We start from the raw sequence: 23831 nt of genomic DNA on the forward strand, positions 1-23831 counted from the left end.
CTGCGTAGTTGCGCGAAACGTTATATGACAGCGCTGAACTTCGTCGTCAAAATTGAAATTTGTCATCGGTTGTTGTTTGAATCTTGTTGTCAATTTTTTAATTTCTTTGCGTAGAATCCAAGCCGGGGTGTTTAGTGCCAACGAGCAAGTTAGTCTAAAATAGAACGTTCCTTCTGGATTGCGGAAATTGAAAATTAAAACTTTGTAGAATTACTTTGTAGAGCTTCTTTGTCAATTCCTTTGTAGAGTTTCTCTGTCATTTTTCCAGCAAGTTTTGTCAACTAAAGGGCATTTTTCCTAAAAATTAAAATTCCCAGGTTTAAAAAAATTGCATTGCTTGTAGATTTATTTTGGTGCGCCGCCATATAACAGCGCAACTAAGCGAGCGCTAGATTTTCAAGGCTATAACGTTCTATTTTCACGAAGAAACATTATATTCGTCAGAGAGAACGCAGTTCGCTTTTTCGCGCCCGCGTAGTTGCGCGAAACGTTAGCTGCAAATTGCGACGCTTTCCAAACTTAAATTTTGCAATCTTTGGCTAACGCAAAATTTGCCGTTTTAAAAGCTCGGCAACCTGCGAGCTAACCGCCGCTAAGCTAATTTGTTCGTTTTGTAGTTGCGGAAAGTTTTTTCTTCACGAAAAAACTCTATCTTCGGCTGAAGCAACTCGGTCCGCTGGCTTCACAAATTCGCTTTAGCGGCCTAACGTTAGCCAACATGCTTAAAGAACACAATCAAAACAACATGAAACCAAGAGAAATTCATAGCGATATAGAAGATGTTGAGGATGTTTTGAGAAAAATTGAAGTATCATACAAGATAAAGTTTGGTAATTATATATTACTTTGCAGTAAATAATCGATGTTTCATTTGTTTTACTGCAATTAACTTCTTATATTTGTTGAACAAAATCACAGAAACCATGTTTAACAAAGAAGTAAAATCAGTTTTCGACCTACTCCAAGCCTTTCCGACGGAGCAATCATGTATTGAGCATTTGGAACAAATCCGTTGGGCTAACGGTGTTGTATCGCCTTTCGACAAAACGTCTAAGGTTTACAAAACCAAAGCGGGTTATCAGTGTAAAAATACAGGCAAGAACTTCAATGTCAAAACTAATACAATTTTCGATAATACCAAACTTCCTTTGCAAAAATGGTTCTTGGCGATTTTTATTGTGACTTCACACAAGAAAGGAATTTCTTCTTTGCAACTCGGCCGTGACCTTGACATTACCCAAAAATCTGCATGGTTCATGTTACAACGCGTTCGTAACTGTTTTGGTATTGAGAACGACAACCAATTGAATAATGAGGTTGAAGTTGACGAGACTTTTATCGGTGGTTCTAACGAAAACCGTCACTCAAGCAAAAAGGTTTCCGGTGGTCAAGGTGGTGCAAATCACGCAGCCGTGATGGGTATGGTTGAGCGTGATGGAAAATTGAATGCCATGACAATCGAAGACAGAACAAAAAAGACCTTGACGCGTGAAATCATTGCTGCAATCAACAAAACCGCTACCATCTACACAGATGAACACGTGGGTTACAAATCATTGAAGAAAGTTTACGATCACGGCGTTGTGAAACACAAAGCGCACGAATACGTTAACGGCCGCATACATACCAATACAATCGAGGGTTTTTGGTCATTGTTGAAACGCGGTATTTTCGGAATTTATCACTTCACATCAAAGAAACATTTGCAAATGTACGTCGATGAGTTCGTTTTCAGATACAACACCCGCGAAATTACGACCAACACTAGATTTAACCTGATGCTGTCGAACATGGAAAACCGTCTTACCTACGCAAAACTTATCGCATAATGAAAAACAGGAAAATAACCGTAAACGGGCAGGAATTGCCTGTCACGAAAATAGACAACGAGAAGTTTATAAAATTGTCGGACTTCAAGGGGTTTGTCGAGACGATGGGAATGCATATCGAGGCCGTCAAAGAATCTAAGCCAAATACAGAACCCGAATTGTCGGATTTTAACAAGAAGCTCCAAAAGGGGCTTAATTGGAACCCGAAAGAGCATAAGGAATAATCGCTATATTAGCGGCTGAAAAATATTGTGCATAATATTATCGCTTAACTCGAAAGTACCAAATTAGAAAACAAGCAGATAATGATTATAGTACGCCAAACGGCGTGGCTGTGTCATTGTTTGTTGGGTACTGGTACTACCTGAGTTAGCGTGATACAGTTCACGCTTTTTTAATTTAATACTAACTCAAAATGTACCAAAACATGAAAAAATCAATTCTTATTTTAATGCTGCTTTCGATTGCAGCGAACGCACAAGTTAAAACCGGATTAAAGGCCGGCGCCGCACTAACCAAACTTGGTTTCGAGAAAAACGCAAGCGGCAAATTCGAACCTTCCTATTATGCAGGTATTTTTGTAAGCTACAAATTCAATCGTATCGAGCCGGAATTCGACATAGTTTACACGCAAGCAGGTGATATTGGAATGAGCAACCTCAGAAAAACTTATGAGGAGCAAAACGTAAATTATAAACACGATTACGACATCAATATGGTCGTCGAATCACTTTCGCTGAAGTTCTACATCAATAATGGATTTTCAATCAAGGCAGGCGGTTATTATGGACAGATTTTATCCGTAAAACAGGAAATTTCAGGATACGGAACGAGGAACTACGATTTGACCGATTATTGGTATAAAAGCGACGCAGGCGTTTTATTAGGCATATCCTACAATGCAACGAAGAAATTTTCGGTTGACGCCCGATATATGTACGGATTGTCGGATATGAGCGGCGGCACTTACGCCGTGCAAAACAGGATGTTGAATTTCGGGGCATCGTATTCGTTCCTGTAAAATCGAACTGTATTATAAAAATAAACCCTGCCGATTAAAGCAGGGTTTTTTCATATATTTATGTCGCTAAACAAGAAAATATATGATTACAAAGATACCTAATGATTGGGTGCAAGACAATTCCCAATTCATAATTTTAGATGCAATTTTGACGTATTTACATGATCAAAATGAACCTGTTGAATTTTTTTCTGTAAGCAGTGGAATTTTACCCATATTAAAAGAACGCATTCCAATAGAAGAAAATATCGTAAAAGGCGCTCTCAGAAAATTATTCAAGGATGAATTTTTAGAAACTTCAGAAAAAGAAAGTGCATTTCAAGATTGGGGGATTGTCAAATATTATCAAATTTCCTTTGAGGGCGTTTTCTTTCTTCGGTCAGGTGGTTATGATGGGCAAGCGGATAGAATCCGTGCTGCAAAAAATGCAAGTGACGCGATTGCGATTGAACAACAGCGCCAAGCTCTTCTTTTGTTAGACATGAATATATTGATGGGCTTGGGGGCTGCGATTGGTGCTCTTTACGTGATTTTAGAAATTGTAAAATATGCAGTAGAGTTTTTCCAAAACCCAATAAACTGTTGGCGATGTTTTTAAAAATTTTCATAATATTGCATTTAAAGTTAAACGATAACGCACCCGCGCAATTCCGTAGGGAACAGGATGGGGAAACTCAAGACGCGAACGCTTATCGGCCTGTTTGATGCTGTTGGCAGATATTCGGCAGAACGCCCGTAAATCATCTTTAAACAGTTGTCTTTTCTCGCTGAATCCGAAAGCGAAAAAATGCGCTTACCGAACCCAAAAATTGATGAAAAAAGCGATAGGTAGAAAAAAAGCCGCCCAACTGCAAACTTGTATATAGTTACCTAAAGTTTTATGAAAATGAATTGGAGAATCTGAAAACATTTGGAGAAATATCAAACCATATCATTTCAAAAATAGAACTGGAAAATGACAATGGTTGTACATCTCAACAGGCTTTTTATAAATTAAGAAATGCTATAACTAAAGTAACTGGAATTCCGTCAAGTGAAATCTCACCTTCAACAGAATTAACCTCACTATTTCCAAAAGAGAGAAGAAAGATATTTACTTTAATAGAACGAGAACTATCTTTAGATCTAAAAGCTTTTCGAGTTCCAAACATAATCGCACTATTTATATTTACCGTGTTTATAGCATCATTTATCATGATATTTATCAATTGGAAATTTGGTTTGTTCGGAATAATCTTTTCAATTGCACTAACCAAATTTATAGGCATGACTACTACAAAGTTTTCAGAGAAAACTGTCGGTGAGCTTGCAAAAAGCATGATGTACGATAATTATGTTGAAGTTCGTAGAAATCCAAATCGCGTCAATAGAAGTGAAATAAAAAAGAATTTAGAGGAAATGTTCATAAAAGAATTAGGCTTGAGAAATGAATTTAATGAACTTCCTGACGAAACAATTATGGTGAACTGAAACCAGCACGTCGGCTAACCGCCGTTAGGCGCAGTGCGCTGGTTTTTGGTAAGTTGAACTTTCATTATTCACGAAGAAATATTATCTTGGCAGAGAGAACTCAGTTCGCTTGGCCGCGACTGCGCCTAGCGGCCTAACGTTAGTAGCCATTTTGACAACTATCCATTTCAAATGAAAATACGAAGCCTTATATTTAAAGTTACTGAACCAGAATTGAAAGTGGTTAAAAGTCTTTCTGTCTACATTTCCGAAAAGTATTCCGAAATAATTCTGGCACCACAATCGAAAGAATCTACAGCAGGTTATAGTTTTGAACAAGAAGAATGTGAAGTCATTGATTTGAAAAGTTCCGCAGAAATTATTGGCGAAGCTGTAAAACGTAATTTCAATAAATTTAATATTGCTGAAAATAAAAGTGTTTCCGGAAAAATGGCAGATTGGCCGGCTCTAAAAGCCAGCAAAGAGAAAACCAAAGTTGGATTTGAAAGAAACTATGTTCGCTTATATATTTCAGGTGTTAACGAATATAACTATAGTTTAAATATAGAAACAGTGTTTAATTATCCTTCGGGAATTGAACTGACTACGACGATTGCAGCTAAAAGCGAGAATGTAGATATGGGAAATAGAATTTTGAAAATATTTAACTCAGACATTTGTGAACGCAGAAAATAAAACGGCTACTAACAGCGCAGTTAAGCAAGAGCTGGATTTCGGTAAGTTGAACGTTCATTTTTCACGAAGAATGTTTTATCTTGGCAGAGAGAACTCAGTTCGCTCTGACGCTCCTGCGTAACTGCGCGAAACGTTAGTAGCAAGCTTTCCAAAATCCATAAGAAATGAAGTATGTAATTCTATTCCTGTTCGTTTTTTGCAAATCATTTTCTCAAAATGATAGTAATTTTGTGATTGAAGGAATCACATTAAATTGTGAAAAGAACAATTATGACTCAAGAGAAAGATATGTCAAGTTAAAGGCTAATAATGAAATTATTCAAGAAAACATAAAACAGAGATTTGGCGAGTTCAAAATAAAGAATTTAAAAAAAGGAGAATACACTTTTGAGTTTACAAATATTTTTGGGCAAATAATTACTAAAAATATTGTGGTTAATGAAAAGATAACAAAAGTTGAGTTGTGTACTGAAGAATTTGTTGACACAAACCAAAAAACCATTTTAGAAAATCTAACACAAAATGACACTTTAGAGATTTCAATTACATCTTCAGGTTGCTTTCACTTTGAAAAAGAGAAAATAAAATACTATTACAAGAGTCAAAAATTGATTGCTGAATATTTCAATAATCAAAAAAAAGAAAAAAGAATTACCCTAAATGAGCGTAAAAGAGAGCAACTAATTTTATTGGAGAAAAAAATTATTGCTATTAATAATAGTATGGGCGGTTGCACAAGTTCAACTCAATATGTCTTTATACTAAACGGAAAAGCAATACAAAATGTAGTTGACAGTAGTTGTGATTGGGATGGATATTACAAAATGAAAGAGGAAATTTTTGGCATAAAATGAAAGCCAGCTACTAACAACGGTTTCGCGCAATTGTTGGTTTCTATTTTTATGTGTTCACGAAAAACGTTTATCTTTAACAGAAAATAATCCGTCCGCTGGCTTCACAACTGTCGCAAAGCCGCGGCACGTTAGTGGCGATTACCAAAAACATCCAATAAATGGGAACTTCTATAAAATGCTTTACGTCAAAAAAGATTGAGTTACACGAACAGAATCTAAAATCTTTATTGGACAAAACCTTTAAAAATTCTTTATCAAAACTAAAGAAGATAGAAAGCTTTGAAAATAATTCTTGGCAAATGAATAACATTGAACAAGAAAATAAATATCCTGAATATGTTTCGTATGAAGGTTATGGCTTTTCCATTAATATTTATGAAAAAGTAATTTGTATTACATCTTATGATCGATTTTCCAGTCTATATCTGAAAGGTAATGAGTATGCAGATAATCTAAATGAGATTTTTACTGAAATTATAAATGAAATTGGTGACGTTTCAAAAATAATGTTCTTACAAGGAGGATATGGCGATGAAGAATTAGAGAATTTAGCATATTTAAAGAAATTCTCTTTCGAAGAAATTTCCAAAGTTCAAAATGAAAATCAAGGAAATCCAGCAAGAAAATTAACCGATTTGTTTGAGAATTCGTGGTATTTAAAGTAACCGCCACTAACCGCCGTTTTGCAGCAATTGCTGGTTTTTGTGGTTCCAGGACGTTTTTCTTCACGAAAAACTATTATCTTCGGCAGAGAGAACTCGGTCCGCTTTGATCAGCAACTACGCAAAGCGGCCTAACGTTAGCTGCAAATTGCGACGCTTTCCAAACTTAAATTTTGCAATCTTTGGCTAACGCAAAATTTGCCGTTTTAAAAGCTCGGCAACCTGCGAGCTAACCGCCGCTAAGCTAATTTGTTCGTTTTGTAGTTGCGGAAAGTTTTTTCTTCACGGAAAAACTCTATCTTCGGCTGAAGCAACTCGGTCCGCTGGCTTCACAAATTCGCTTTAGCGGCCTAACGTTATGCGGCATATCTGAAAAACATCATGAAAACGATAATCATCATACTATTTTTTACAAACATAATTTTTGCTCAACACAAATTTTCAATCGAAAATGGCTCTAAAATTTATAGTGCCGAAATTTTAATTGATACTTGCGATCAACAAAACTGTCAAGGATTAGGCGTAATTAAATTAATTGATAAAGTTTCTAAAAGGCTTGTTCAAGAGTTTACATCGGAAGATTTATATTTCTTTTTAGATGAGAGAAATAAGCCTACAGTAAATATTATCCAACTTTACGATGAACAAAGCCCATTAATTTTCGATGATTTTAATTTTGATGGTACAGAAGATTTAGCTATCCGCGATGGAAATCATAGCGGTTATGGCGGTCCGTCTTACAGTGTTTACGTATACAATATCACAAAAAAGGAGTTTGTCTATAGCTTGGAACTTTCCGAACTTGCTGATGCGCCAAATCTTGGAATGTTTGAAGTTGATCATGAGCGAAAGCGAATTAAAACTTTCTCAAAAAGTGGTTGTTGCTTTCATACAACTCTTGAGTACGAAGTTGTCCCGAGAAAAGGATTAGTAAACGTTTACGAACTGGAAGAAGACGCACAAGGAGGTGAGCATGTTATCGTAACTGAAAAAAAATTAATCAAAGGGAAATGGCAGGTAAAAAAAAAGAAACATAAATTGGACGACTATTACAAACAGTGATACGCCGCATAACCGCCGTTTCATCGACATTGCCGAGATTTCGGTGAATTGAATGTTCGTTTTTCACGAAGAAAGTTTTATCTTGGCAGAGAGAACTCAGTCCGCTCTGATCGGCAACGTCGTGAAGCGGCCTAACGTTATATGACAGCGCTGAACTTCGTCGTCAAAATTGAAATTTGTCATCGGTTGTTGTTTGAATCTTGTTGTCAATTTTTTAATCTTTGCGTAGAATCCAAGCCGGGGTGTTTAGTGCCAACGAGCAAGTTAGTCTAAGATAGAACGTTCCTTCTGGATTGCGGAAATTCAAAACTAAAACTTTGTCGAATTACTTTTGTAGAGTTTCTTTGTCAATTCCTTTGTCGAGTTTCTATGTCATTTTTTCCAGCAAGATTTGTCAACTAAAGGGCATTTTTCCTAAAAATTAAAATTCCCAGGTTTAAAAAAATTGCATTGCGTGTAGATTTATTTTGGTGCGCCGCCATATAACAGCGCAACTAAGCGAGCGCTACATTTTCCAGGCTATAACGTTCTATTTTCACGAAGAAACATTATATTCGTCAGAGAGAACGCAGTTCGCTTTTTCGCGCCCGCGTAGTTGCGCGAAACGTTAGCTGCAAATTGCGACGCTTTCCAAACTTAAATTTTGCAATCTTTGGCTAACGCAAAATTTGCCGTTTTAAAAGCTCGGCAACCTGCGAGCTAACCGCCGCTAAGCTAATTTGTTCGTTTTGTTAGTTGCGGAAAGTTTTTTCTTCACGAAAAAACTCTATCTTCGGCTGAAGCAACTCGGTCCGCTGGCTTCACAAATTCGCTTTAGCGGCCTAACGTTACAAGAAAGCCTGACCGAGATTGCGCATAAAAAATTAAGAATCAGTAATCATGTTCGAAATAATATTTGAATTTATATTTGTTTACATTTTACAATATCCTGGTGCTGCAATCAGATGGTTTTTCTCAAATAGAAAGAAGTCAATTAAAGAGCTTTTGAAAGATAATATCGATGTAAATGCAACAATAACTATACTTACGATAACACCAATCGTTTTCTTGATTCAATATTTCTTATTATCAGATTAAGCAAGAAAAGAGTTTTATTAGCACGCTTTTTCAAATAAATAAATAAATAAATAAATAAATAAATAAAAATAAAAGAAGTCGAAAGTTTGTGTTGGCCTTCTTGTAACAGCGCATTTACTCAAAGCGCTCGTTTCCGGTAAGTTGAACTTTTAGATTTCACGAAGAAACTGTATCTTCGGCAGAGAAAACTATTTCCGCTTGCGCCGCGTTTGCGCAAATGCGCGAAACGTTATGCGCAACCCTAGAGAAAATTCGTCGATAACATGAAAAGACATTTAACTGTTTTACTTTCAATCTTAATATTTACTTCTTGTGGAAATTCGATTTCTGGAAACTTTTGGAAAGACTTTAAATCTAAAGAAATCAAAACTGAAAATTTTGATCATGGTCCATATGGAGGAACTAGCGAGATAATTTGGAAAAGTAATGAAAATTTTAAAAAGTCAGAGATAGTAAAATTCGCTGAAGAAAATAACTGGAAATTTGTTGGTGAAAAAAATAGCGCCGAGATACAGAAAGCAAATAATCTGTCTTCTCGAATTTTAAGTGACAAATTTGATTTAGATGAATATAAAAACTCTCGAATCTTGATTTTCAAAACTGATTTATTAACTATTCATGAAGATGAAAATTTATCAACGCAAGAGAATTGTTTTATAATTTTAAATAAAAATAAAATGATTCTTTATTATCGTTGGGGAGATTACTAAAACCGGGCGCGCATAACCGCCGTTTCAAGCCATTGCGGAGATTTTCATCACCGGAAATCCCTATTTCACGAAGAAAGATTATCTTCGGCAGAGAGAACTCAGTTCGCTTTGATCCGCAACGGCGTGAAGCGGCCTAACGTTAGCTGCAAATTGCGACGCTTTCCAAACTTAAATTTTGCAATCTTTGGCTAACGCAAAATTTGCCGTTTTAAAAGCTCGGCAACCTGCGAGCTAACCGCCGCTAAGCTAATTTGTTCGTTTTGTAGTTGCGGAAAGTTTTTTCTTCACGAAAAAACTCTATCTTCGGCTGAAGCAACTCGGTCCGCTGGCTTCACAAATTCGCTTTAGCGGCCTAACGTTAGCGGAAAGGCATAACACCACAGAATACAAACAAAGACAGTTCAAGTATGGCAAAAAAATTTACTGATGAAGAAATATTAAATCATCTTAAAGGAAAAAACTTAACAAAATTTAGAAAAGCTTTAACCTTTATTGGTGATTATTCACTTTCAAAATATTCGCAGGTGTTACATAATGTTTTGAATCAAAAATATGAAGTTTTAGATGGAAGTTCTGAATCACAATATTTTGACATTTATGAACTTTGCATGACTTTGGGTTTCCTAAATTATAAAGATGCAACTTTAGATATTCAGAAAATTGCGAAATCGGGATGTTGGATAATTTGCATGGGAGCAGGTTGTGCATATATACGACTTAGTCGTTCCGATAAAACAGATTTTTCTACTGTCTTTGAATTGTTCGATTATCAAATTGACAGATTAAAAGATGAAAAATGGGGTTGTGCAACCTTTGAAGCTGCCCTATTTGCTGTCAATTTTGACAGAATGGTTCCTGATTTGGTGACGCAACAAAAATTCATTGATTATTGCTCAGACTATTTCGAAAATTTCAAATTACAAAAAGAAAGTTATGGTGAAAATGGCATTGCCTTGATAGCTTCTTGTTTAGCTGGTTTTGAAAATAACTTATCAAATGAAATTTTACAAAAAATACTCGATAGTGAATTAATGGACGGGCATTATGCAAAGCTATTTGCGAAAAAAGCATTAGAAAATAAATATAGTCATTACGATCCGTCTGCTTAACAATTCTAGAATTTCTTTCATTGCTATTTAAAATGGCAATAGCCCATCCGCTAACCGCCGCGAGGCAAATTGCTTTCGCTTTCAGTAAGTTGAACGTTCATTTTTCACGTAGAATGTTTTATCTTCGACAGAGAAAACTCGGTTCGCTGGCTTCAAGAATTCGCCTAGCGGCCTAACGTTATGCGAATTTCCAAAAATCCGTAGTAAATATGACACCAACAGACGTATTAAATATTTTTATTGAGCAGCACAGACTTTGTAGTCCATTAGATTTTGAAGCAGATCCTTATGTAGAATTAGATTTTGATTCAACAATTGAGGAATGGAGTGATGCAAATGATTTGCTTGGCTGGAGGAAACTTTATCCTTTTTTGAATGATTCTTTTCAAATTGATGTTAGTGAAGAAGATTGGAAAAATGCTTTAACGCCATCCTCGAAGAAAAAACTCAAAGATGTTTGCGAATTAATTTCCAAATATTCAAAACACAAAAATATTGAGCCGATAAAATTACTTGGAAGCGAATGTTTGTCCGCAGCAATATTCTTAACATTGAAAAAATATCTACAGAGACGAGACGTTGATGTTTCGGATTTAAAACCTTCAAGTCCAATTGAGCCTTATTTAGATAAATATTTTTCCGAAATGGTTGAGCAGATTACGATTGTGTCAAAAGGAAAGAAAGTATTTGAAAAATTTGAAGTTTCGAATACTGGCTTACTAAACATTTTCAAAAAATCAGAACTTCTAACAGGTGAAATTAGAACTTTCCGAGACGTTAGCTTGAAAATAGTTGCTGTAAGTCAAAACTAGAAATTCGCATAACCCTCGCTAAGTCGCGATTGCGGGGATTTTGGCAGCCGGGAGTTGTTCGTTCACGAAGAAAATTCTATCTTGGCAGAGAGAACTTCGTCCGCTTTGATCCTCAACCGCGCTTAGCGAGCTAACGTTGGCTGCAATTACTGACGTTTGTCGCACATACAGAACTTTTTACTAAATTTGAGCGATGAATCTTATAAATCAAAATATAAACAAGCTATCTCAACTTTGTAATCAACACAAGGTCGAGCATATGTATTTATTTGGTTCAGCTACTAATAGTACATTTTCTGATGAAAGTGATATTGATTTTTTGGTTAAATTCAAATCATCTGAAATCAAAGATTACTTTTCTAACTACCTGACGTTGAAAACTAATTTAGCAAACCTTTTAGGTAGAGAAGTAGATTTGGTTGAGGAGCAAGCTTTAAAAAATCCAATCTTAATTCGTTCAATAAATAAATCAAAGGAGCTTATTTATGGATGAGAGAATTTTGAAATGGCTTTACGATATTAAAATTGCGATAGGAGAAATTGAAGATTTCTTTGCTGACCGTGATAAATCTCTCAAGAGCTATAAAGACGACATAATCTTAAAAAGGGCCGTCGAGAGAAATCTCGAAATAATTGGAGAAGCAGTAAACAGAATAAAGCAAAGAGATGCAGAATTCATATCATTAATTACTGAAGCAAATTCAATTATCGGATTGCGAAATCATGTAATTCACTCATATGATAATGTTTCAGATGAAAATATTTGGTCAATCTTAAATGACCACTTACCTACTTTGAAAAAAGAAGTAGATGAATTAATCGGAGAATTGTAACTGCAGCCAACAGCGCAACTAAGCAAGCGCTGGATTTTTCAGGTTAGAAATTTTGTTTCTCACGAAGAAACATTAAATTCGTCAGAGAGAACTCAGTCCGCTTTTTCGCGCCCGCGTAGTTGCGCGAAACGTTGGCCAACATTGCCGGAGTAAACATTAACAATTCATAACAATGGGATTTTTTGGAATAAAATTAGAATCACCCGATCAACATGCAAAACCTATAAGTCTTGAGAAAGATTATGAGTTTATGTATGATAATTTTGTTATCTCAAACCAGCAAAATTTGTTCGTTTTGCTTCAAGAAAAAGATGGCGTCATTGATGCTTTGAATTTCGAATTTACCGTTTACAAATATGGATATCCAAATGATGAAGTTGGATTGCTTTCTAAAATTCCAGGAATAGAATACTATGAATTTTGTCAAGTTTTTAATTCAAAATGGGTCAAAGAATTAATGCTAAATAATAGAACCCATACTCGGCATAATGATAGCTTATTTATTAATGATAAACATTTTGTCATCCGTTTTAAAGATGTAACGTTAGAAGTAATCGCTAGAAAATACGATGAAGTTCAGCTAACAAGAAAAGATATTGATGATTTTATGAATAAAGAAATTGGCTATATAGCAAAATAAGCAACGTCGGCCAACAGCCGGTAAGCAAAATTGCCGAGTTTTCGGTAGCCGGAAGTTGTGGTTTCACGAAGAAACATTATCTTAGGTAGAGAGAACTCAGTTCGCTTGGTCGGCAACTTCGCTTACCGGCGAAACGTTATTTGCAATAGCCAGAGCTAACGTAACACAAAAACGATTATCTTTGATAGCATCAAATGATAGCATCGGAATGAAACCACCTTATGAGTTAAATCAAAATATTTTAGAGTTAATTACTTCGATATCTGAAATGATTGGGGAAGTGAATGCAAATTATCTCAATAAACAATCTCCTACCCTACGCAAACAGAATAAAATCAAAACGATTCATTCTTCGCTTCAAATTGAGGGAAATACATTAAGTGAGGAACAAATCACTGCGCTTATCGAGAATAAAAAAGTAATCGGTCCTGAGAAAGATATTGTTGAAGTTCTAAACGCGATTAAGGTTTATGGCAATCTTGAATCGTATAAATCATCATCCGAGAAAACCTTTTTGAAAGCGCACCAGGTTTTGATGCAGAATCTAATTGAAAATCCTGGAAAATATAGAAATAAGAATGTTGGGATTGTAAAAGGATCGCAGGTTGCACACGTTGCGCCACCATCAGAAAATGTGCCTTTTCTAATGAAAGATTTATTTGAATATTTGAAATCCAAAGAAATACATCTAATAAAAAGTTGCGTATTTCATTATGAGATGGAATTTATTCATCCGTTTATGGACGGAAATGGAAGAATGGGAAGATTGTGGCAAACAGTAATTCTAATGGAGAAATATCCGGTATTTGAATTTCTTCCTTTCGAAACCCTGATAAGTGAAAATCAGAGTGAATATTATAAAGTTTTGGCTTTGTGCGACAAGGCTGGAAATTCAACTCTTTTTATCGAATATATGCTTAAGGTTATTGCGGAATCTTTAAATGAACTTTTATCTTTCAATAATAGAACGATGAAAGAAATAGATAGGATTGAATATTTTTTAAGCCATTCATCTATAGAATTTTCAAGAAAAGATTATATGAATGTTTTTAAGGGCATTTCTACCGCTACTGCGTCTAGAGATTTGAAAAAAGCTGTCGAATTAAATCTTCTTTTCGAAAAGAAGGGAAAGATAACAAAACTATTTATAGAAAAGTGTAGCTACTGCAAATAACCGCCGTTTTGCAGCAATTGCTGGGTTTTGTGGTTGCGGGACGTTTTTCCTTCACGAAAAAACTCTATCTTCGGCAGAGAGAACTCGGTTCGCTTTGATCAGCAACTGCGCAAAGCGGCCTAACGTTATATGACAGCGCTGAACTTCGTCGTCAAAATTGAAATTTCTCATCGGTTGTTGTTTGAATCTTGTTGTCAATTTTTTAATTTCTTTGCGTAGAATCCAAGCAGGGGTGTTTAGTGCCAACGAGCAAGTTAGTCTAAAATAGAACGTTCCTTCTGGATTGCAGAAATTCAAAACTAAAACTTTGTCGAATTACTTTTGTAGAGTTTCTTTGTCAATTCCTTTGTCGAGTTTCTCTGTCATTTTTTCCAGCAAGATTTGTCAACTAAAGGGCATTTTTCCTAAAAATTAAAATTCCTAGGTTTAAAAAAATTGCATTGCGTGTAGATTTATTTTGGTGCGCCGCCATATAACAGCGCAACTAAGCGAGCGCTAGATTTTCAAGGCTATAACGTTCTATTTTCACGAAGAAACATTATATTCGTCAGAGAGAACGCAGTTCGCTTTTTCGCGCCCGCGTAGTTGCGCGAAACGTTAGTTGCAATTTAAAACATAGGTACCATGAAACTAAAAATCCAACTTTACATTTTGTCTCTATGGCTACTTTTCTTATTATTGCTTATAAATAAGATTGACATTCCTTATTGCTATGGAGAAAATTGCAGTTTTATCGGCTTTGAAAAACTGCTGTCTTTAAATGTTATCCCCGCCATCTGTCTAATTTTTGTAATTGCGGGCTTTATTTTTTATTACAAATTCAAATATATAATCAAAGGCGCAAAGTCTTTACCTGAACAAGTAGTGGAAATTGATAATTTAAATTGGGAACATTTAACTTTTTTAGTCACTTATGTTGTTCCTCTACTCACGTTCGATTTGGATTTCAATCTCGCAAAAGACAGAAATGGACTTATGCTTTTTTTGGTACTTGTAATAATCGGCATGATATACGTAAAAACTAATATGTTTTACAATAATCCCACATTGGCAATTTTAGGTTACCATATCTATAAAGTAACAACAAACAAGAAGAAAAATATTATTTTGATTTCGAAAGATAGCCTTAAAGAACAAGATTGGATTGAATATAAGTTTATTGGTGACAACATTTATTTTTCAAACAAAACATCTAAACAAACATGAATTTAGAAGAATTACGAGAATTTCTATCGGTCATAAATGGAGAAGACCCTACTGGAATAAAAATTCACTTGGTGGAACGTAGGGAAATAGAACAAAATGGCGAAATAGTCATTGAAGAAGATATTAGAGAAGCAGATATTAGCGAAGAATTAGCTGCCGAATTAAAGGAAGATTTTATTAACGTCATAAATGATAGATTTTTTAATGATGAAGAATTTGCAATGTCAAATATTTCAGCAGCAAACGAAGTTTCCAATAGCGCATTCTATTATGACTTGGATGAGCTTCCAGAAAAATTACACTTGCTAGGAGATTTTGATCCTTGGCACGATTACCCGAACTTCTCATTCAATAATAATGACATTGAAAATGTCAAAGCATTATTAGTAACAATTGGAAACCAAAACAGACACTTTACAATTTACAAACATGTCTACCCCGTTACCATAATCAGGCGAGATCGAGTAATTGGTTTGATTCCTGTTGGAAATCGCTTTGAAAAGCTAAATGAAAATATTTTACAGATAAACACAGCTATAGATTTTCTATATGTCAATGAAAATTTAATCGTGAATAGCCTAAAAACATTAACGAACAGTTATGGTTACAAAGAAATAGTAATTCGTAAAGCGGTTGAAAAAATTCAACTTATCCAAAATTTAAATTTAATTCAGAATATTCAGGAGTTAATTGATTTTGTAAGTAACGTAAAATATGCAAAGCGCATCCTAAAAATAAATCCTGAATCACCAGTATTACAATTGGCGAGAGAGCGAATTATTCAATTTGTTTTAGACACTGAAAGATTGCGTCGTCGCATACGAATTGATGAAGAAAACAATACAATTGTACTTGATACAGATGTTTCAAAAGTTCTAACAATAGGAATTTTAAATGATGACTTTCTAAAATCTCATTTGACAGATTTAGATTATGAAAGTGAAAAAAAATCAGAAATTCACGAGGAAGATTAAACTGCAACTAACAGCCTGTAAGCGAATTGCGCTCGTTTTTGGTTGTAGGAAGTTGTTTCTTCACGAAGAAATTTTTATCTTCGGCAGAAAGAACTCAATCCGCTTGCTTCGCGAATTCGCTTACAGGCGAGACGTTATATGCTAGCTTAAACATCCAGATAATGATTGAAATTTTAGAAAAAATAATTCCTTTTTTTGTATTCACATTTTTTACTTCATTTTTTGTTGTTGCAGTTCTTATTGGTGCAGCCAAATTGCATAACAAAACAATCCAAGAATTATGGAATTATAAATCATTTAAAATTTGTTTGCCTATACTTTTAATTTCCGGAATTAGTCTAGCGAGTTTGAAAACGATTATAGAAAAAGTTGCTCAAGCAGAAATAGCAAGCAAAATGAGTAAATCTCCGATGTTAATTATCAACAATCGTTCTGTTAGAAATGATTCAATAAAATACAAATTACAAAATATTGAATCATCATGGTTTGAGAGAAATACAGGTAAATCTGAAATACTTGTAACCCTCGATAATGAAAAAATACGATTAGTCAGAAGCTTTTCAAACAAGACAGTATATTGGATATATTATGAAAAATATAATACAACATCGGCAAACTGTATTGGGAAAATTAAAACAAAATTATTAGATAAATATTAGCCAGCATATAACCGCCGTTAGCCGCAATTGCTGGATTTTTCTGGCCGGAAAGTTCGGTTTTCACGAAGAAACATTATATTCGTCAGAGAGAACTCAGTCCGCTTTCTCGCAACTGCGGCTAGCGGCCTAACGTTGGCCGCAATATTCCGCGTACTGTTGTCGTTTAGAACTCAAACTTAAACCTATGATAAAAAAATATCTAATATTTGGGATTATTTTTATTCTAGTATTTCTTATTGCGGCGACTAATACAATTTTATTCAATGGGTTTTCAATAATGATTATTGTATTCTGCATACTAACGTTTACAGGATCACTAATAGTCGATTATTTCCGAAAAACTAATCTTTCGAAAAAGATTTGGATTTTTATTTCTCAGTTGTTTACTTGCTGTCCTTTGCGGAGTTCTAACTTGGAAACTCCAAGAAAAGATAAATCGAAACAAAGCGATAGAATTAATATCGAGAATTGACGAGTACAAATTAAAGTTTAATCACTTACCTAAAATCGAAAATTCAAATTTACCAATTTCAAGATTTGGTTTATATAGTGAGTCCTTTGCATATTTTCCAGATTCAATCAGTACAAATTATCATATACGTTACTTTTCTGGCTTTTGGGATTACAGTATTTACTTGTCACAAGAAAAGCGTTGGTATATTGATGATTAGAATACTGCGGCCAACCGCGCATTTACTCAGTGCGCTGGTTTTCGGTAAGTTGAACTTCCTTTTTCACGAAGAAAGTTTTATCTTGGCAGAGAAAACTCAGTTCGCATTTCCGCGACTGCGCAAATGCACCTAACGTTGTAGGCAATTAGAAATTCGCAAACCATCAGAGACTACTCTTATGAAACTTGTTTTTTACATATCTATTTTACTTATTCTCAGTTTTTGCTCGGGAAAGAAAAATGATTTGCCAAGATTGGAAGTTGAGAAACACGATTCGATTATAGCTATCGATTCCAAAATAATGCTAAGAAGTCAAGCGCCTTTATTAGCTGTAAATTTTATTGACGATACAACCACTATTTCAGATATAGAAGAGATGAGATACTTTTATAACATGAAAAATGTAGAACAAGATAGTGAATCAAAAATGGATTACGAAAAAATTAAAGTTATTATAGATACGTCATATGCATTTTCAAATCGTGGTTTTGTATACCGAGAAATCGCTGGTCCAACCGAAGAAGAAAAATCCGCACCCAAACCAAATATTTCTGAACCAGATTACGAGAAAAAATTATTCCCTAGATATTTTAAACAACTAGACTCGTTAAAACAGAAATATTTAAAATCTTATCCCGTTTTAATTTACAACAATTCTAAATCCGATTTGTATTTTGGAATGACTCCATTATTGATAATACAAGAAGCTTTGGATATTGATAATAAATGGAAACCTATCGAATTTACATATCAAATGCCTGGATGCGGTATAGCGGCTTCAATCGTAAATTATCGAGTTCAACCCAAACACTATTTAGCCACAGCTATAATCAAATATCGTGGTAATTTTAAAACCAAGGTTAGAGTCAATTTTTTGAAAGGTGATAAAGTTATTTACTCAAATGAGATTATTGGATATATAAATAGATCGCAATTTATAACCAAACCAGTTGAAGACATCGTTAATAGCATGTATTCACCTGACAATAAATGGAGGAAAATAGAATTAGGTTGGATGTTGCATAAACCCATCAAATACTAACTGCCTACAACAGCGCAGTTAAGCAAGAGCTGGTTTTTCGTGACTGGACGCTTTTTCTTCACAAAGAAACTCTATCTTAGCAGAGAGTACTCAGTCCGCTTTTCCGCTCCTGCGTAACTGCGCGAAACGTTACTAGCAATTACAAACAAACACCTCGGAAGTATCATGAAGAAATTAATCCTTACTCTAACATTTATATTTTTTTTAATCGGATCCACAAATGCGCAAAATCAAATTTCTGTAATCGGTACGAAATGTAGCCTGACTCCACCTGAAGGTTTTACAACTGCATCAAATTTTAGTGGCTTCCAAAATGTAAGTAATGGTGCTTCGATAATGGTCTCTGAATTACCATCGTCATATTTTGAGATGCGCGATGGCTTTACAGCAGAAGCTTTAAAAAGTAGAGGAATGATTTTAAAATCAAAAGAAAAAGTAAGCTTTAATGGGAAAGAAGCAACATATTTCAAAATTAGTCAAGCAGCTAACGGAATTACATACTTAAAGCAAATATTAATGTTTGGAGACGATTCTAAAACCATTATGATTAATGGCATTTATCCAGAATCAGCCAAAGAAATTGAAAATGAAATTAAAGCTTCGCTTTTTTCAACAACGTATAGTGAAACTCAAAATGACAATCCATTTGACGCGGTGAAATTTTCAATCGACACCAAAGAAACCGGGTATAAATTTGTAAAATATCTTTCCGGTTCATTACTCTACAGTGAAGATGGAAAATTGCCTACTGAAAAAGGGATTCTCATAGTCGGCCCGTCTGTTGGAAAGTTTCCTGATTCAAATCATAAGCAATACTCAATCGATAGATTAAAAAAACTTCCAAACGGTGAAAACACTAAAGTTAGAGAAATCAATTCAATAACCATAGATAACCTAAACGGCTATGAAATAATTGCAGATGGTAAAAATGAGAATTCGCAAGACGAGTTGGTTTATCAAGTGATGCTATACAATAAATCTGAATATTATTTGCTGGTTGGCCAAGCTTCAAACGATCAAAAGAAAAACTTGGAAGCGTTTAAAGCAATTGCTAAAACATTCAAATTAAAGTAACTGCTAGTAACAGCCTGTAACCGTAATCGCGAAGATTTCGGTAGCCGGAAATTGTTAGTTCACGAAGAAAGTTTTATCTTGGCAGATAGAACTCAGTTCGCTTTGATCCGCGACTACGGTTACAGGCGAAACGTTAGCGGACAGCATCAGAAAATTAATCGTAAAATAGCGTATGAAAAAAATAGGATTTTTATTATTTCCTTTTCTTTTTATCTCCTGTGATAATGAGGAAAAGACTAGCTCAAATCAAGCAAATGAAATTTTCGAATCTATTACTTGGAAAAAATGGAGATATTCAAAATATGTATACCAAGACAATGTTTTAGACACAATTATCATAGATACAATAAACAGGAATTTAGAAACTTTGAATTTTAACAGTAATAATACTGCTGTCTATTTTAATCCAAATTTTGGGACTCCAATTATAGGAATTTGGAGCGCAAATCATGAGGAAGATAGAATTTATACCAATTTGAAAAGGGAAACGGATTCTGGAATCGAATATTTCTTCCCAAAATCTAAAGTTATTTTATGGGAAACGCATTTAGAAATGGAATCCGATACAACCTTCACTTATGATGAGCATGGTAATGTTGAAACTAAGAGTTTCTCAAGATTTGATTTCAAACCATAGGGCAAATGCCGTCCGCTAACCGCCGTTTCAAGCCATTGCGGGGTTTTCGGTAGTCGGAAGTTGCGGTTTCACGAATAAAGTTTATCTTCGGCAGAGAGAACTCGGCCCGCTGTGATCCGCAACGGCGTGAAGCGGCCTAACGTTATAAGAAACCATAGAAACGATCGTAAAACGACATCACCTTAGAATGGAAAAACTACTAAAGAGTGAATCAACGAGAAAATTTTTATTCTTTATTTATATTGGTATAACTTCTTCTCTAAAAAACATGGAGGAAATTATTACTAGTGAAAATCCATTTTTAAAAAAAATACTTTTTACTCCGATTTTCTTAATACTTGGCATAATCAAAAATATTTGTATTACTGGAGCTTTATGTCTTTTTGGTTCGATTGTAATATCTGTTCTCTATTATAATCAAGATACCAGTGAAAAATCAAATTTTTATTTTAACAATTTTACCAAAATCATGATATTAGTTTCTATTATAGAGGTTATGCTTAACCAAATAAATCTTCATTTTGGAAATCTATTATATGATTAATGGCTTCTTATAACCGCCGTTAGGCGAAGTACGCTGGTTTTCAGTAGCGTCAGCGTTTTGTATTCACGAAGAAAATGTTATCTTCGGCAGAGCGAACTCAGTCCGCTTGGCCGCGACTTCGCCTAGCGGCCTAACGTTGTGAGCAATTCTAGAAAAACGAATATCATGGAGTACAAAGAATATCCTGGAGGATCTAAAACAAAAGTCAATAAAGCTGGAGATAAAATCAAAGTAGATATTTTCGATAACGATGCATCCAGAACAGTTGATATTTGGCGCGAAGCTCATAGAGCAGTCTTAAATACATTTCAAGCTATTTTGCGTACAAGAACAAGAAATAAAGAAATTGTTGTCGCGCAAAGGCATAAACGTAAAAATACTATACTTGATAAGCTAACGCGTTTTCCAGATATGGAACTATCGAGGATGGACGATGTTGCCGGCTGTAGAGTAATTTTTGGCACAATCGAAGAACTTTATCAATTTCGATCGGAACTTCATCAAGCACGCTTTCTTCACAGAAGAAAAAATGACGTTGACAAATATGATTACATAAAAAGACCTAAGAAAACTGGTTATCGTGGAATTCACGATGTTTATAGTTATAATGTTCGTTCCGAAATTGGAAAAGGTTTACAGGGTTTATTAATAGAGATTCAATACAGGACTTTAATTCAACATGCTTGGGCAACCACAGTTGAAATCATAGGAATTATTACTTCCAATCAACCCAAATTCGAAAGAGGCGACGAAAGATATGAGAAGATTATGGTACTTGCTAGCGAAATATTAGCTCGAGCTTTTGAAAATACAAAAGGACCACTTCCTGAAATCAAAAATCGCGAGTTAGTAAATCAATTTGTAGAACTCGATACAGAATTGCAATTTCTCAAAACTTTAAAAAGTCTAAATGCGACTCCGAATACTAAAATTTTAGATCATAAAAATTCAATCTTAATATTTAACGAAGAGCGGGATCTAGAAATTCGTTTATTTCGCGATGCGACAGACGCAATCAAAGAACTTTTTAAACTTGAAAAAGAAAATCCGAAACTAGATATTGTTTTGGTTAGAGCTGATACGAGTTCTGAAGTTCGAATGGCATTTAAAAATTATTTTACTGATGCTCAAGATTTCATTGATTATATTGAAAAGGGTTGTCATAGCTTAGTAAAACAGTAAGAACTGCTCACAACAGCCTTTTTACGCAAGAGCTGGTTTTTGGTAAGTTGAAACATTTTACAAACCAAGAAAGTTTTATCTTAGCAGAGAGAACTCTGCTCCTATTTCCGCTCCTGCGCAAATAGGCGAAACGTTAGCAGAAAGCCTTGAAAGATTGTCAAAAAAATTAACATTCGTGAGATTAGATATTTTGTAAATTTGAATTCAAATATTTTATCATGGATTTGCAAACTAGAAAAATAGAATTTGTACAAGAGTTTTTAAAGCTGCAAAGCGAGGAAGTAATTTCTCAGTTTGAAAATTTATTGAAAAAGAAATCAATAAAGGAGAAATCTGTGGAACCGATGTCAATTCAAGAACTGAATTCAAGAATTGATAAATCTGAAAATGATTTCAAAACTGGTAAATTCAAAACAAGCGCTCAACTTTTGGCGAAATACAAATGAAGCAGTTCGAAATTATTTGGTCTGATCAAGCAGAAATTGAATTAGATAAAATATTTGAATACTATTCTGAATTTGCAAGTTTACATGTTGCGAAAAATCTCATTCAAAAAATTATCGAAGAACCGAATAAGTTAATTTCTAATCCAGAAATAAGTCAGCGCGAAGATTTACTTTTAGATCGTGAGAATGAATATCGTTATCTTGTTTGTAAAAGTTACAAGATAATTTACTCTGTAGATTCGAAAGCAAAGCTTATAAAAATTGCAGATGTTTTTGACGCTAGACAAAATCCTTCTAAAATTAAACGAACAAAGTAACTTGGCCTTCTGCTAACAGCCTGTAACCGTAATCGCGGGGATTTCGGTAGCCGGAAATTGTTGATTCACGAAGAAAGTTTTATCTTGGCAGAGAGAACTCAGTTCGCTTTGATCCGCGACTACGGTTACAGGCGAAACGTTACTGGCAATATTAAACGAACGAAGTATGAAAATCACGTTTTTTATTATATCGTTTTCAATTACATTGTTTTGTTTTGGACAAAACAAAAGTCAAACCTATGAAGAAAATCTTTTAGACAAAGCATACACTATTGAAAATGTACTCGGCTATACAAGTTTAAATATTTTAATTAAAGAGAAAGATTCTATAAAATCTAATTTCGCTAAAGAAACAAAACGCCAAATTCTGTCAAACGCGGAAGAGTATTATGATAAACTAATTGATAGTTTTCCAAATTCAAAATTAATATATAAGGCAATCATTGGAAAAGCTTATATTAAGTATGAAATTGGAGAATATCAAAACGCCAAAAAGGAATTTCTAAAAATATATAACACTAGAGACAGTCTAAATTTTAGCTCAAATAATAGTGAAATGAGCGCAAGGTTTTGGGTAGCAATTCATCTTGCAGAGATAGCGGTGATGGATAAAGAATATAACGCTGCTCTTGTTTATCTAGAAAGTAGCAAAAATTATACGATCAGATATATGTGCCTTAACGGTTATTATCAAGATCAAGCAAAATATAAATATTTAATGGCGAAGTCATATATTGGATTGAATGATTACGAAAAAGCTTATTCTATATTAATTCCAAACTTATTTGAACCTGGTTGTCTTTCTGATGCTGGAATAATCGAATTGGCTATAGAATCATTACAAAAAAAGCATAGTAAGTCAGAATTAAAATCTTTGTATGAAAAGGCGTTTAAAAATTATCAAGTAGAAATAGATGAATCTCGTAAGAAGCCAATTACTAGATTCTACATTCTGTTTTTAAACGAAAAAATTTACTTACCCTATTATGAAGATAAAAACACAGATAAGAAAGACCGGCAAGAAAGCATTGATAAAGTCCTAGCCAAATCTAAATTCTATCAAAAGCTAAATTCCTAACAATACTGCCAGTAACAGCGCATTTACTCAAAGCGCTCATTTCCGTTAGGTTGAACTTCTAGAATTCACGAAG

The 23831-nt window shown here is 34.4% G+C and carries 26 protein-coding genes and 1 pseudogene; all 27 read left to right on the plus strand.

Annotation, left to right across the window (positions count from 1 at the left end):
- Window positions 1-923 precede the first annotated feature (923 nt).
- The 27 genes and pseudogenes from QM717_RS18205 to QM717_RS18335 all read left to right on the plus strand — a co-directional run bounded on the left by QM717_RS18205 (window position 924) and on the right by QM717_RS18335 (window position 23758).
- Complete coding sequence (locus QM717_RS18205) at window positions 924-1829, plus strand: IS1595 family transposase (protein WP_415039673.1); 906 nt, start codon at window positions 924-926, stop codon at window positions 1827-1829.
- Window positions 1829-2053, plus strand: a complete 225-nt coding sequence (locus QM717_RS18210; RefSeq protein ID WP_415039674.1) for a hypothetical protein — start codon at window positions 1829-1831, stop codon at window positions 2051-2053. Before QM717_RS18205 ends, QM717_RS18210 begins: the two co-directional genes overlap by 1 nt.
- Window positions 2054-2256: 203 nt before the next feature.
- Window positions 2257-2850 carry an outer membrane beta-barrel protein gene (locus QM717_RS18215; RefSeq protein WP_415039676.1) on the plus strand — a complete coding sequence of 198 codons (594 nt, stop codon included), beginning with the start codon at window positions 2257-2259 and terminating at the stop codon, window positions 2848-2850.
- 82 nt (window positions 2851-2932) lie between these two features.
- A complete protein-coding gene (locus tag QM717_RS18220) occupies window positions 2933-3448 on the plus strand; it encodes a hypothetical protein (RefSeq protein WP_415039677.1) in 516 nt (171 codons plus the stop codon).
- 293 nt (window positions 3449-3741) lie between these two features.
- Window positions 3742-4320: a hypothetical protein gene (locus tag QM717_RS18225; RefSeq protein WP_415039679.1), complete on the plus strand. Its 579-nt coding sequence runs from the start codon at window positions 3742-3744 to the stop codon at window positions 4318-4320.
- A gap of 171 nt (window positions 4321-4491) precedes the next feature.
- Window positions 4492-4995: a hypothetical protein gene (locus tag QM717_RS18230; RefSeq protein WP_415039681.1), complete on the plus strand. Its 504-nt coding sequence runs from the start codon at window positions 4492-4494 to the stop codon at window positions 4993-4995.
- Between the two features lie 164 nt (window positions 4996-5159).
- Window positions 5160-5849 (plus strand): hypothetical protein, encoded by a 690-nt coding sequence (locus QM717_RS18235; RefSeq protein ID WP_415039683.1) that lies wholly within the window; start codon window positions 5160-5162, stop codon window positions 5847-5849.
- 158 nt (window positions 5850-6007) lie between these two features.
- The gene (locus QM717_RS18240) at window positions 6008-6514 is read left to right on the plus strand and encodes a hypothetical protein (protein WP_415039685.1); all 507 of its coding nucleotides are present in this window, start codon (window positions 6008-6010) and stop codon (window positions 6512-6514) included.
- Window positions 6515-6892: 378 nt separating this feature from the next.
- Window positions 6893-7573: an XAC2610-related protein gene (locus QM717_RS18245; RefSeq protein WP_415039687.1), complete on the plus strand. Its 681-nt coding sequence runs from the start codon at window positions 6893-6895 to the stop codon at window positions 7571-7573.
- A gap of 1340 nt (window positions 7574-8913) precedes the next feature.
- Window positions 8914-9360 (plus strand): hypothetical protein, encoded by a 447-nt coding sequence (locus QM717_RS18250; RefSeq protein ID WP_415039609.1) that lies wholly within the window; start codon window positions 8914-8916, stop codon window positions 9358-9360.
- A 407-nt stretch (window positions 9361-9767) separates the two neighbouring features.
- On the plus strand, window positions 9768-10469 hold the full coding sequence (locus tag QM717_RS18255; RefSeq protein WP_415039688.1) for a hypothetical protein: 702 nt from the start codon (window positions 9768-9770) through the stop codon (window positions 10467-10469).
- A gap of 209 nt (window positions 10470-10678) precedes the next feature.
- The gene (locus QM717_RS18260) at window positions 10679-11281 is read left to right on the plus strand and encodes a hypothetical protein (RefSeq protein ID WP_415039690.1); all 603 of its coding nucleotides are present in this window, start codon (window positions 10679-10681) and stop codon (window positions 11279-11281) included.
- Between the two features lie 193 nt (window positions 11282-11474).
- Window positions 11475-11774 (plus strand): nucleotidyltransferase family protein, encoded by a 300-nt coding sequence (locus tag QM717_RS18265; protein ID WP_415039692.1) that lies wholly within the window; start codon window positions 11475-11477, stop codon window positions 11772-11774.
- Window positions 11767-12114, plus strand: a complete 348-nt coding sequence (locus tag QM717_RS18270) for a DUF86 domain-containing protein (protein ID WP_415039694.1) — start codon at window positions 11767-11769, stop codon at window positions 12112-12114. The genes QM717_RS18265 and QM717_RS18270 overlap by 8 nt, the downstream gene beginning before the upstream one ends.
- A gap of 172 nt (window positions 12115-12286) precedes the next feature.
- Window positions 12287-12754, plus strand: coding sequence for a hypothetical protein (locus tag QM717_RS18275; RefSeq protein WP_415039695.1), 468 nt, complete (start codon window positions 12287-12289; stop codon window positions 12752-12754).
- A gap of 208 nt (window positions 12755-12962) precedes the next feature.
- Window positions 12963-13915: pseudogene (locus QM717_RS18280) on the plus strand (Fic family protein).
- 637 nt (window positions 13916-14552) lie between these two features.
- The gene (gene kwaA / locus QM717_RS18285; protein WP_415039696.1) at window positions 14553-15134 is read left to right on the plus strand and encodes an anti-phage protein KwaA; all 582 of its coding nucleotides are present in this window, start codon (window positions 14553-14555) and stop codon (window positions 15132-15134) included.
- On the plus strand, window positions 15131-16108 hold the full coding sequence (kwaB, locus tag QM717_RS18290; protein ID WP_415039697.1) for an anti-phage protein KwaB: 978 nt from the start codon (window positions 15131-15133) through the stop codon (window positions 16106-16108). The genes kwaA and kwaB overlap by 4 nt, the downstream gene beginning before the upstream one ends.
- 161 nt (window positions 16109-16269) lie before the next feature.
- On the plus strand, window positions 16270-16767 hold the full coding sequence (locus QM717_RS18295) for a hypothetical protein (protein WP_415039699.1): 498 nt from the start codon (window positions 16270-16272) through the stop codon (window positions 16765-16767).
- A gap of 849 nt (window positions 16768-17616) precedes the next feature.
- Complete coding sequence (locus QM717_RS18300; protein ID WP_415039701.1) at window positions 17617-18480, plus strand: hypothetical protein; 864 nt, start codon at window positions 17617-17619, stop codon at window positions 18478-18480.
- A 165-nt stretch (window positions 18481-18645) separates the two neighbouring features.
- Entirely contained in the window at window positions 18646-19554 is a 909-nt protein-coding gene (locus QM717_RS18305; protein ID WP_415039702.1) for a hypothetical protein, read from the plus strand.
- A gap of 172 nt (window positions 19555-19726) precedes the next feature.
- Window positions 19727-20191 (plus strand): hypothetical protein, encoded by a 465-nt coding sequence (locus tag QM717_RS18310; protein ID WP_415039703.1) that lies wholly within the window; start codon window positions 19727-19729, stop codon window positions 20189-20191.
- A 187-nt stretch (window positions 20192-20378) separates the two neighbouring features.
- Window positions 20379-20735, plus strand: a complete 357-nt coding sequence (locus QM717_RS18315; RefSeq protein WP_415039705.1) for a hypothetical protein — start codon at window positions 20379-20381, stop codon at window positions 20733-20735.
- A gap of 165 nt (window positions 20736-20900) precedes the next feature.
- Entirely contained in the window at window positions 20901-21917 is a 1017-nt protein-coding gene (locus tag QM717_RS18320; RefSeq protein ID WP_415039707.1) for a RelA/SpoT domain-containing protein, read from the plus strand.
- A 218-nt stretch (window positions 21918-22135) separates the two neighbouring features.
- Window positions 22136-22363 carry a hypothetical protein gene (locus QM717_RS18325; protein ID WP_415039709.1) on the plus strand — a complete coding sequence of 76 codons (228 nt, stop codon included), beginning with the start codon at window positions 22136-22138 and terminating at the stop codon, window positions 22361-22363.
- Window positions 22360-22680: a type II toxin-antitoxin system RelE/ParE family toxin gene (locus QM717_RS18330; protein WP_415039711.1), complete on the plus strand. Its 321-nt coding sequence runs from the start codon at window positions 22360-22362 to the stop codon at window positions 22678-22680. Before QM717_RS18325 ends, QM717_RS18330 begins: the two co-directional genes overlap by 4 nt.
- 166 nt (window positions 22681-22846) lie before the next feature.
- Window positions 22847-23758, plus strand: coding sequence for a tetratricopeptide repeat protein (locus QM717_RS18335; protein WP_415039713.1), 912 nt, complete (start codon window positions 22847-22849; stop codon window positions 23756-23758).
- The last annotated feature ends 73 nt before the right edge of the window (window positions 23759-23831 follow it).

The organism is Flavobacterium sp., from assembly GCF_047602195.1.
GTDB lineage: Bacteria > Bacteroidota > Bacteroidia > Flavobacteriales > Flavobacteriaceae > Flavobacterium.

Excerpts from the sequence above, each read along its gene's own strand:
- QM717_RS18320 (WP_415039707.1), top strand. The coding sequence starts at position 20,901 with ATGGAGTACAAAGAATATCCTGGAGGATCTAAAACAAAAGTCAATAAA.
- QM717_RS18265 (WP_415039692.1), top strand. The coding sequence starts at position 11,475 with ATGAATCTTATAAATCAAAATATAAACAAGCTATCTCAACTTTGTAAT.
- QM717_RS18245 (WP_415039687.1), top strand. The coding sequence starts at position 6,893 with ATGAAAACGATAATCATCATACTATTTTTTACAAACATAATTTTTGCT.
- QM717_RS18335 (WP_415039713.1), top strand. The coding sequence starts at position 22,847 with ATGAAAATCACGTTTTTTATTATATCGTTTTCAATTACATTGTTTTGT.
- QM717_RS18255 (WP_415039688.1), top strand. The coding sequence starts at position 9,768 with ATGGCAAAAAAATTTACTGATGAAGAAATATTAAATCATCTTAAAGGA.
- QM717_RS18330 (WP_415039711.1), top strand. The coding sequence starts at position 22,360 with ATGAAGCAGTTCGAAATTATTTGGTCTGATCAAGCAGAAATTGAATTA.
- QM717_RS18235 (WP_415039683.1), top strand. The coding sequence starts at position 5,160 with ATGAAGTATGTAATTCTATTCCTGTTCGTTTTTTGCAAATCATTTTCT.
- QM717_RS18240 (WP_415039685.1), top strand. The coding sequence starts at position 6,008 with ATGGGAACTTCTATAAAATGCTTTACGTCAAAAAAGATTGAGTTACAC.
- QM717_RS18210 (WP_415039674.1), top strand. The coding sequence starts at position 1,829 with ATGAAAAACAGGAAAATAACCGTAAACGGGCAGGAATTGCCTGTCACG.
- QM717_RS18270 (WP_415039694.1), top strand. The coding sequence starts at position 11,767 with ATGGATGAGAGAATTTTGAAATGGCTTTACGATATTAAAATTGCGATA.
- QM717_RS18230 (WP_415039681.1), top strand. The coding sequence starts at position 4,492 with ATGAAAATACGAAGCCTTATATTTAAAGTTACTGAACCAGAATTGAAA.
- QM717_RS18315 (WP_415039705.1), top strand. The coding sequence starts at position 20,379 with ATGGAAAAACTACTAAAGAGTGAATCAACGAGAAAATTTTTATTCTTT.
- QM717_RS18295 (WP_415039699.1), top strand. The coding sequence starts at position 16,270 with ATGATTGAAATTTTAGAAAAAATAATTCCTTTTTTTGTATTCACATTT.
- QM717_RS18260 (WP_415039690.1), top strand. The coding sequence starts at position 10,679 with ATGACACCAACAGACGTATTAAATATTTTTATTGAGCAGCACAGACTT.
- QM717_RS18310 (WP_415039703.1), top strand. The coding sequence starts at position 19,727 with ATGAAAAAAATAGGATTTTTATTATTTCCTTTTCTTTTTATCTCCTGT.
- QM717_RS18215 (WP_415039676.1), top strand. The coding sequence starts at position 2,257 with ATGAAAAAATCAATTCTTATTTTAATGCTGCTTTCGATTGCAGCGAAC.
- QM717_RS18305 (WP_415039702.1), top strand. The coding sequence starts at position 18,646 with ATGAAGAAATTAATCCTTACTCTAACATTTATATTTTTTTTAATCGGA.
- QM717_RS18275 (WP_415039695.1), top strand. The coding sequence starts at position 12,287 with ATGGGATTTTTTGGAATAAAATTAGAATCACCCGATCAACATGCAAAA.
- kwaA (WP_415039696.1), top strand. The coding sequence starts at position 14,553 with ATGAAACTAAAAATCCAACTTTACATTTTGTCTCTATGGCTACTTTTC.
- QM717_RS18250 (WP_415039609.1), top strand. The coding sequence starts at position 8,914 with ATGAAAAGACATTTAACTGTTTTACTTTCAATCTTAATATTTACTTCT.
- QM717_RS18220 (WP_415039677.1), top strand. The coding sequence starts at position 2,933 with ATGATTACAAAGATACCTAATGATTGGGTGCAAGACAATTCCCAATTC.
- QM717_RS18325 (WP_415039709.1), top strand. The coding sequence starts at position 22,136 with ATGGATTTGCAAACTAGAAAAATAGAATTTGTACAAGAGTTTTTAAAG.
- kwaB (WP_415039697.1), top strand. The coding sequence starts at position 15,131 with ATGAATTTAGAAGAATTACGAGAATTTCTATCGGTCATAAATGGAGAA.
- QM717_RS18205 (WP_415039673.1), top strand. The coding sequence starts at position 924 with ATGTTTAACAAAGAAGTAAAATCAGTTTTCGACCTACTCCAAGCCTTT.
- QM717_RS18300 (WP_415039701.1), top strand. The coding sequence starts at position 17,617 with ATGAAACTTGTTTTTTACATATCTATTTTACTTATTCTCAGTTTTTGC.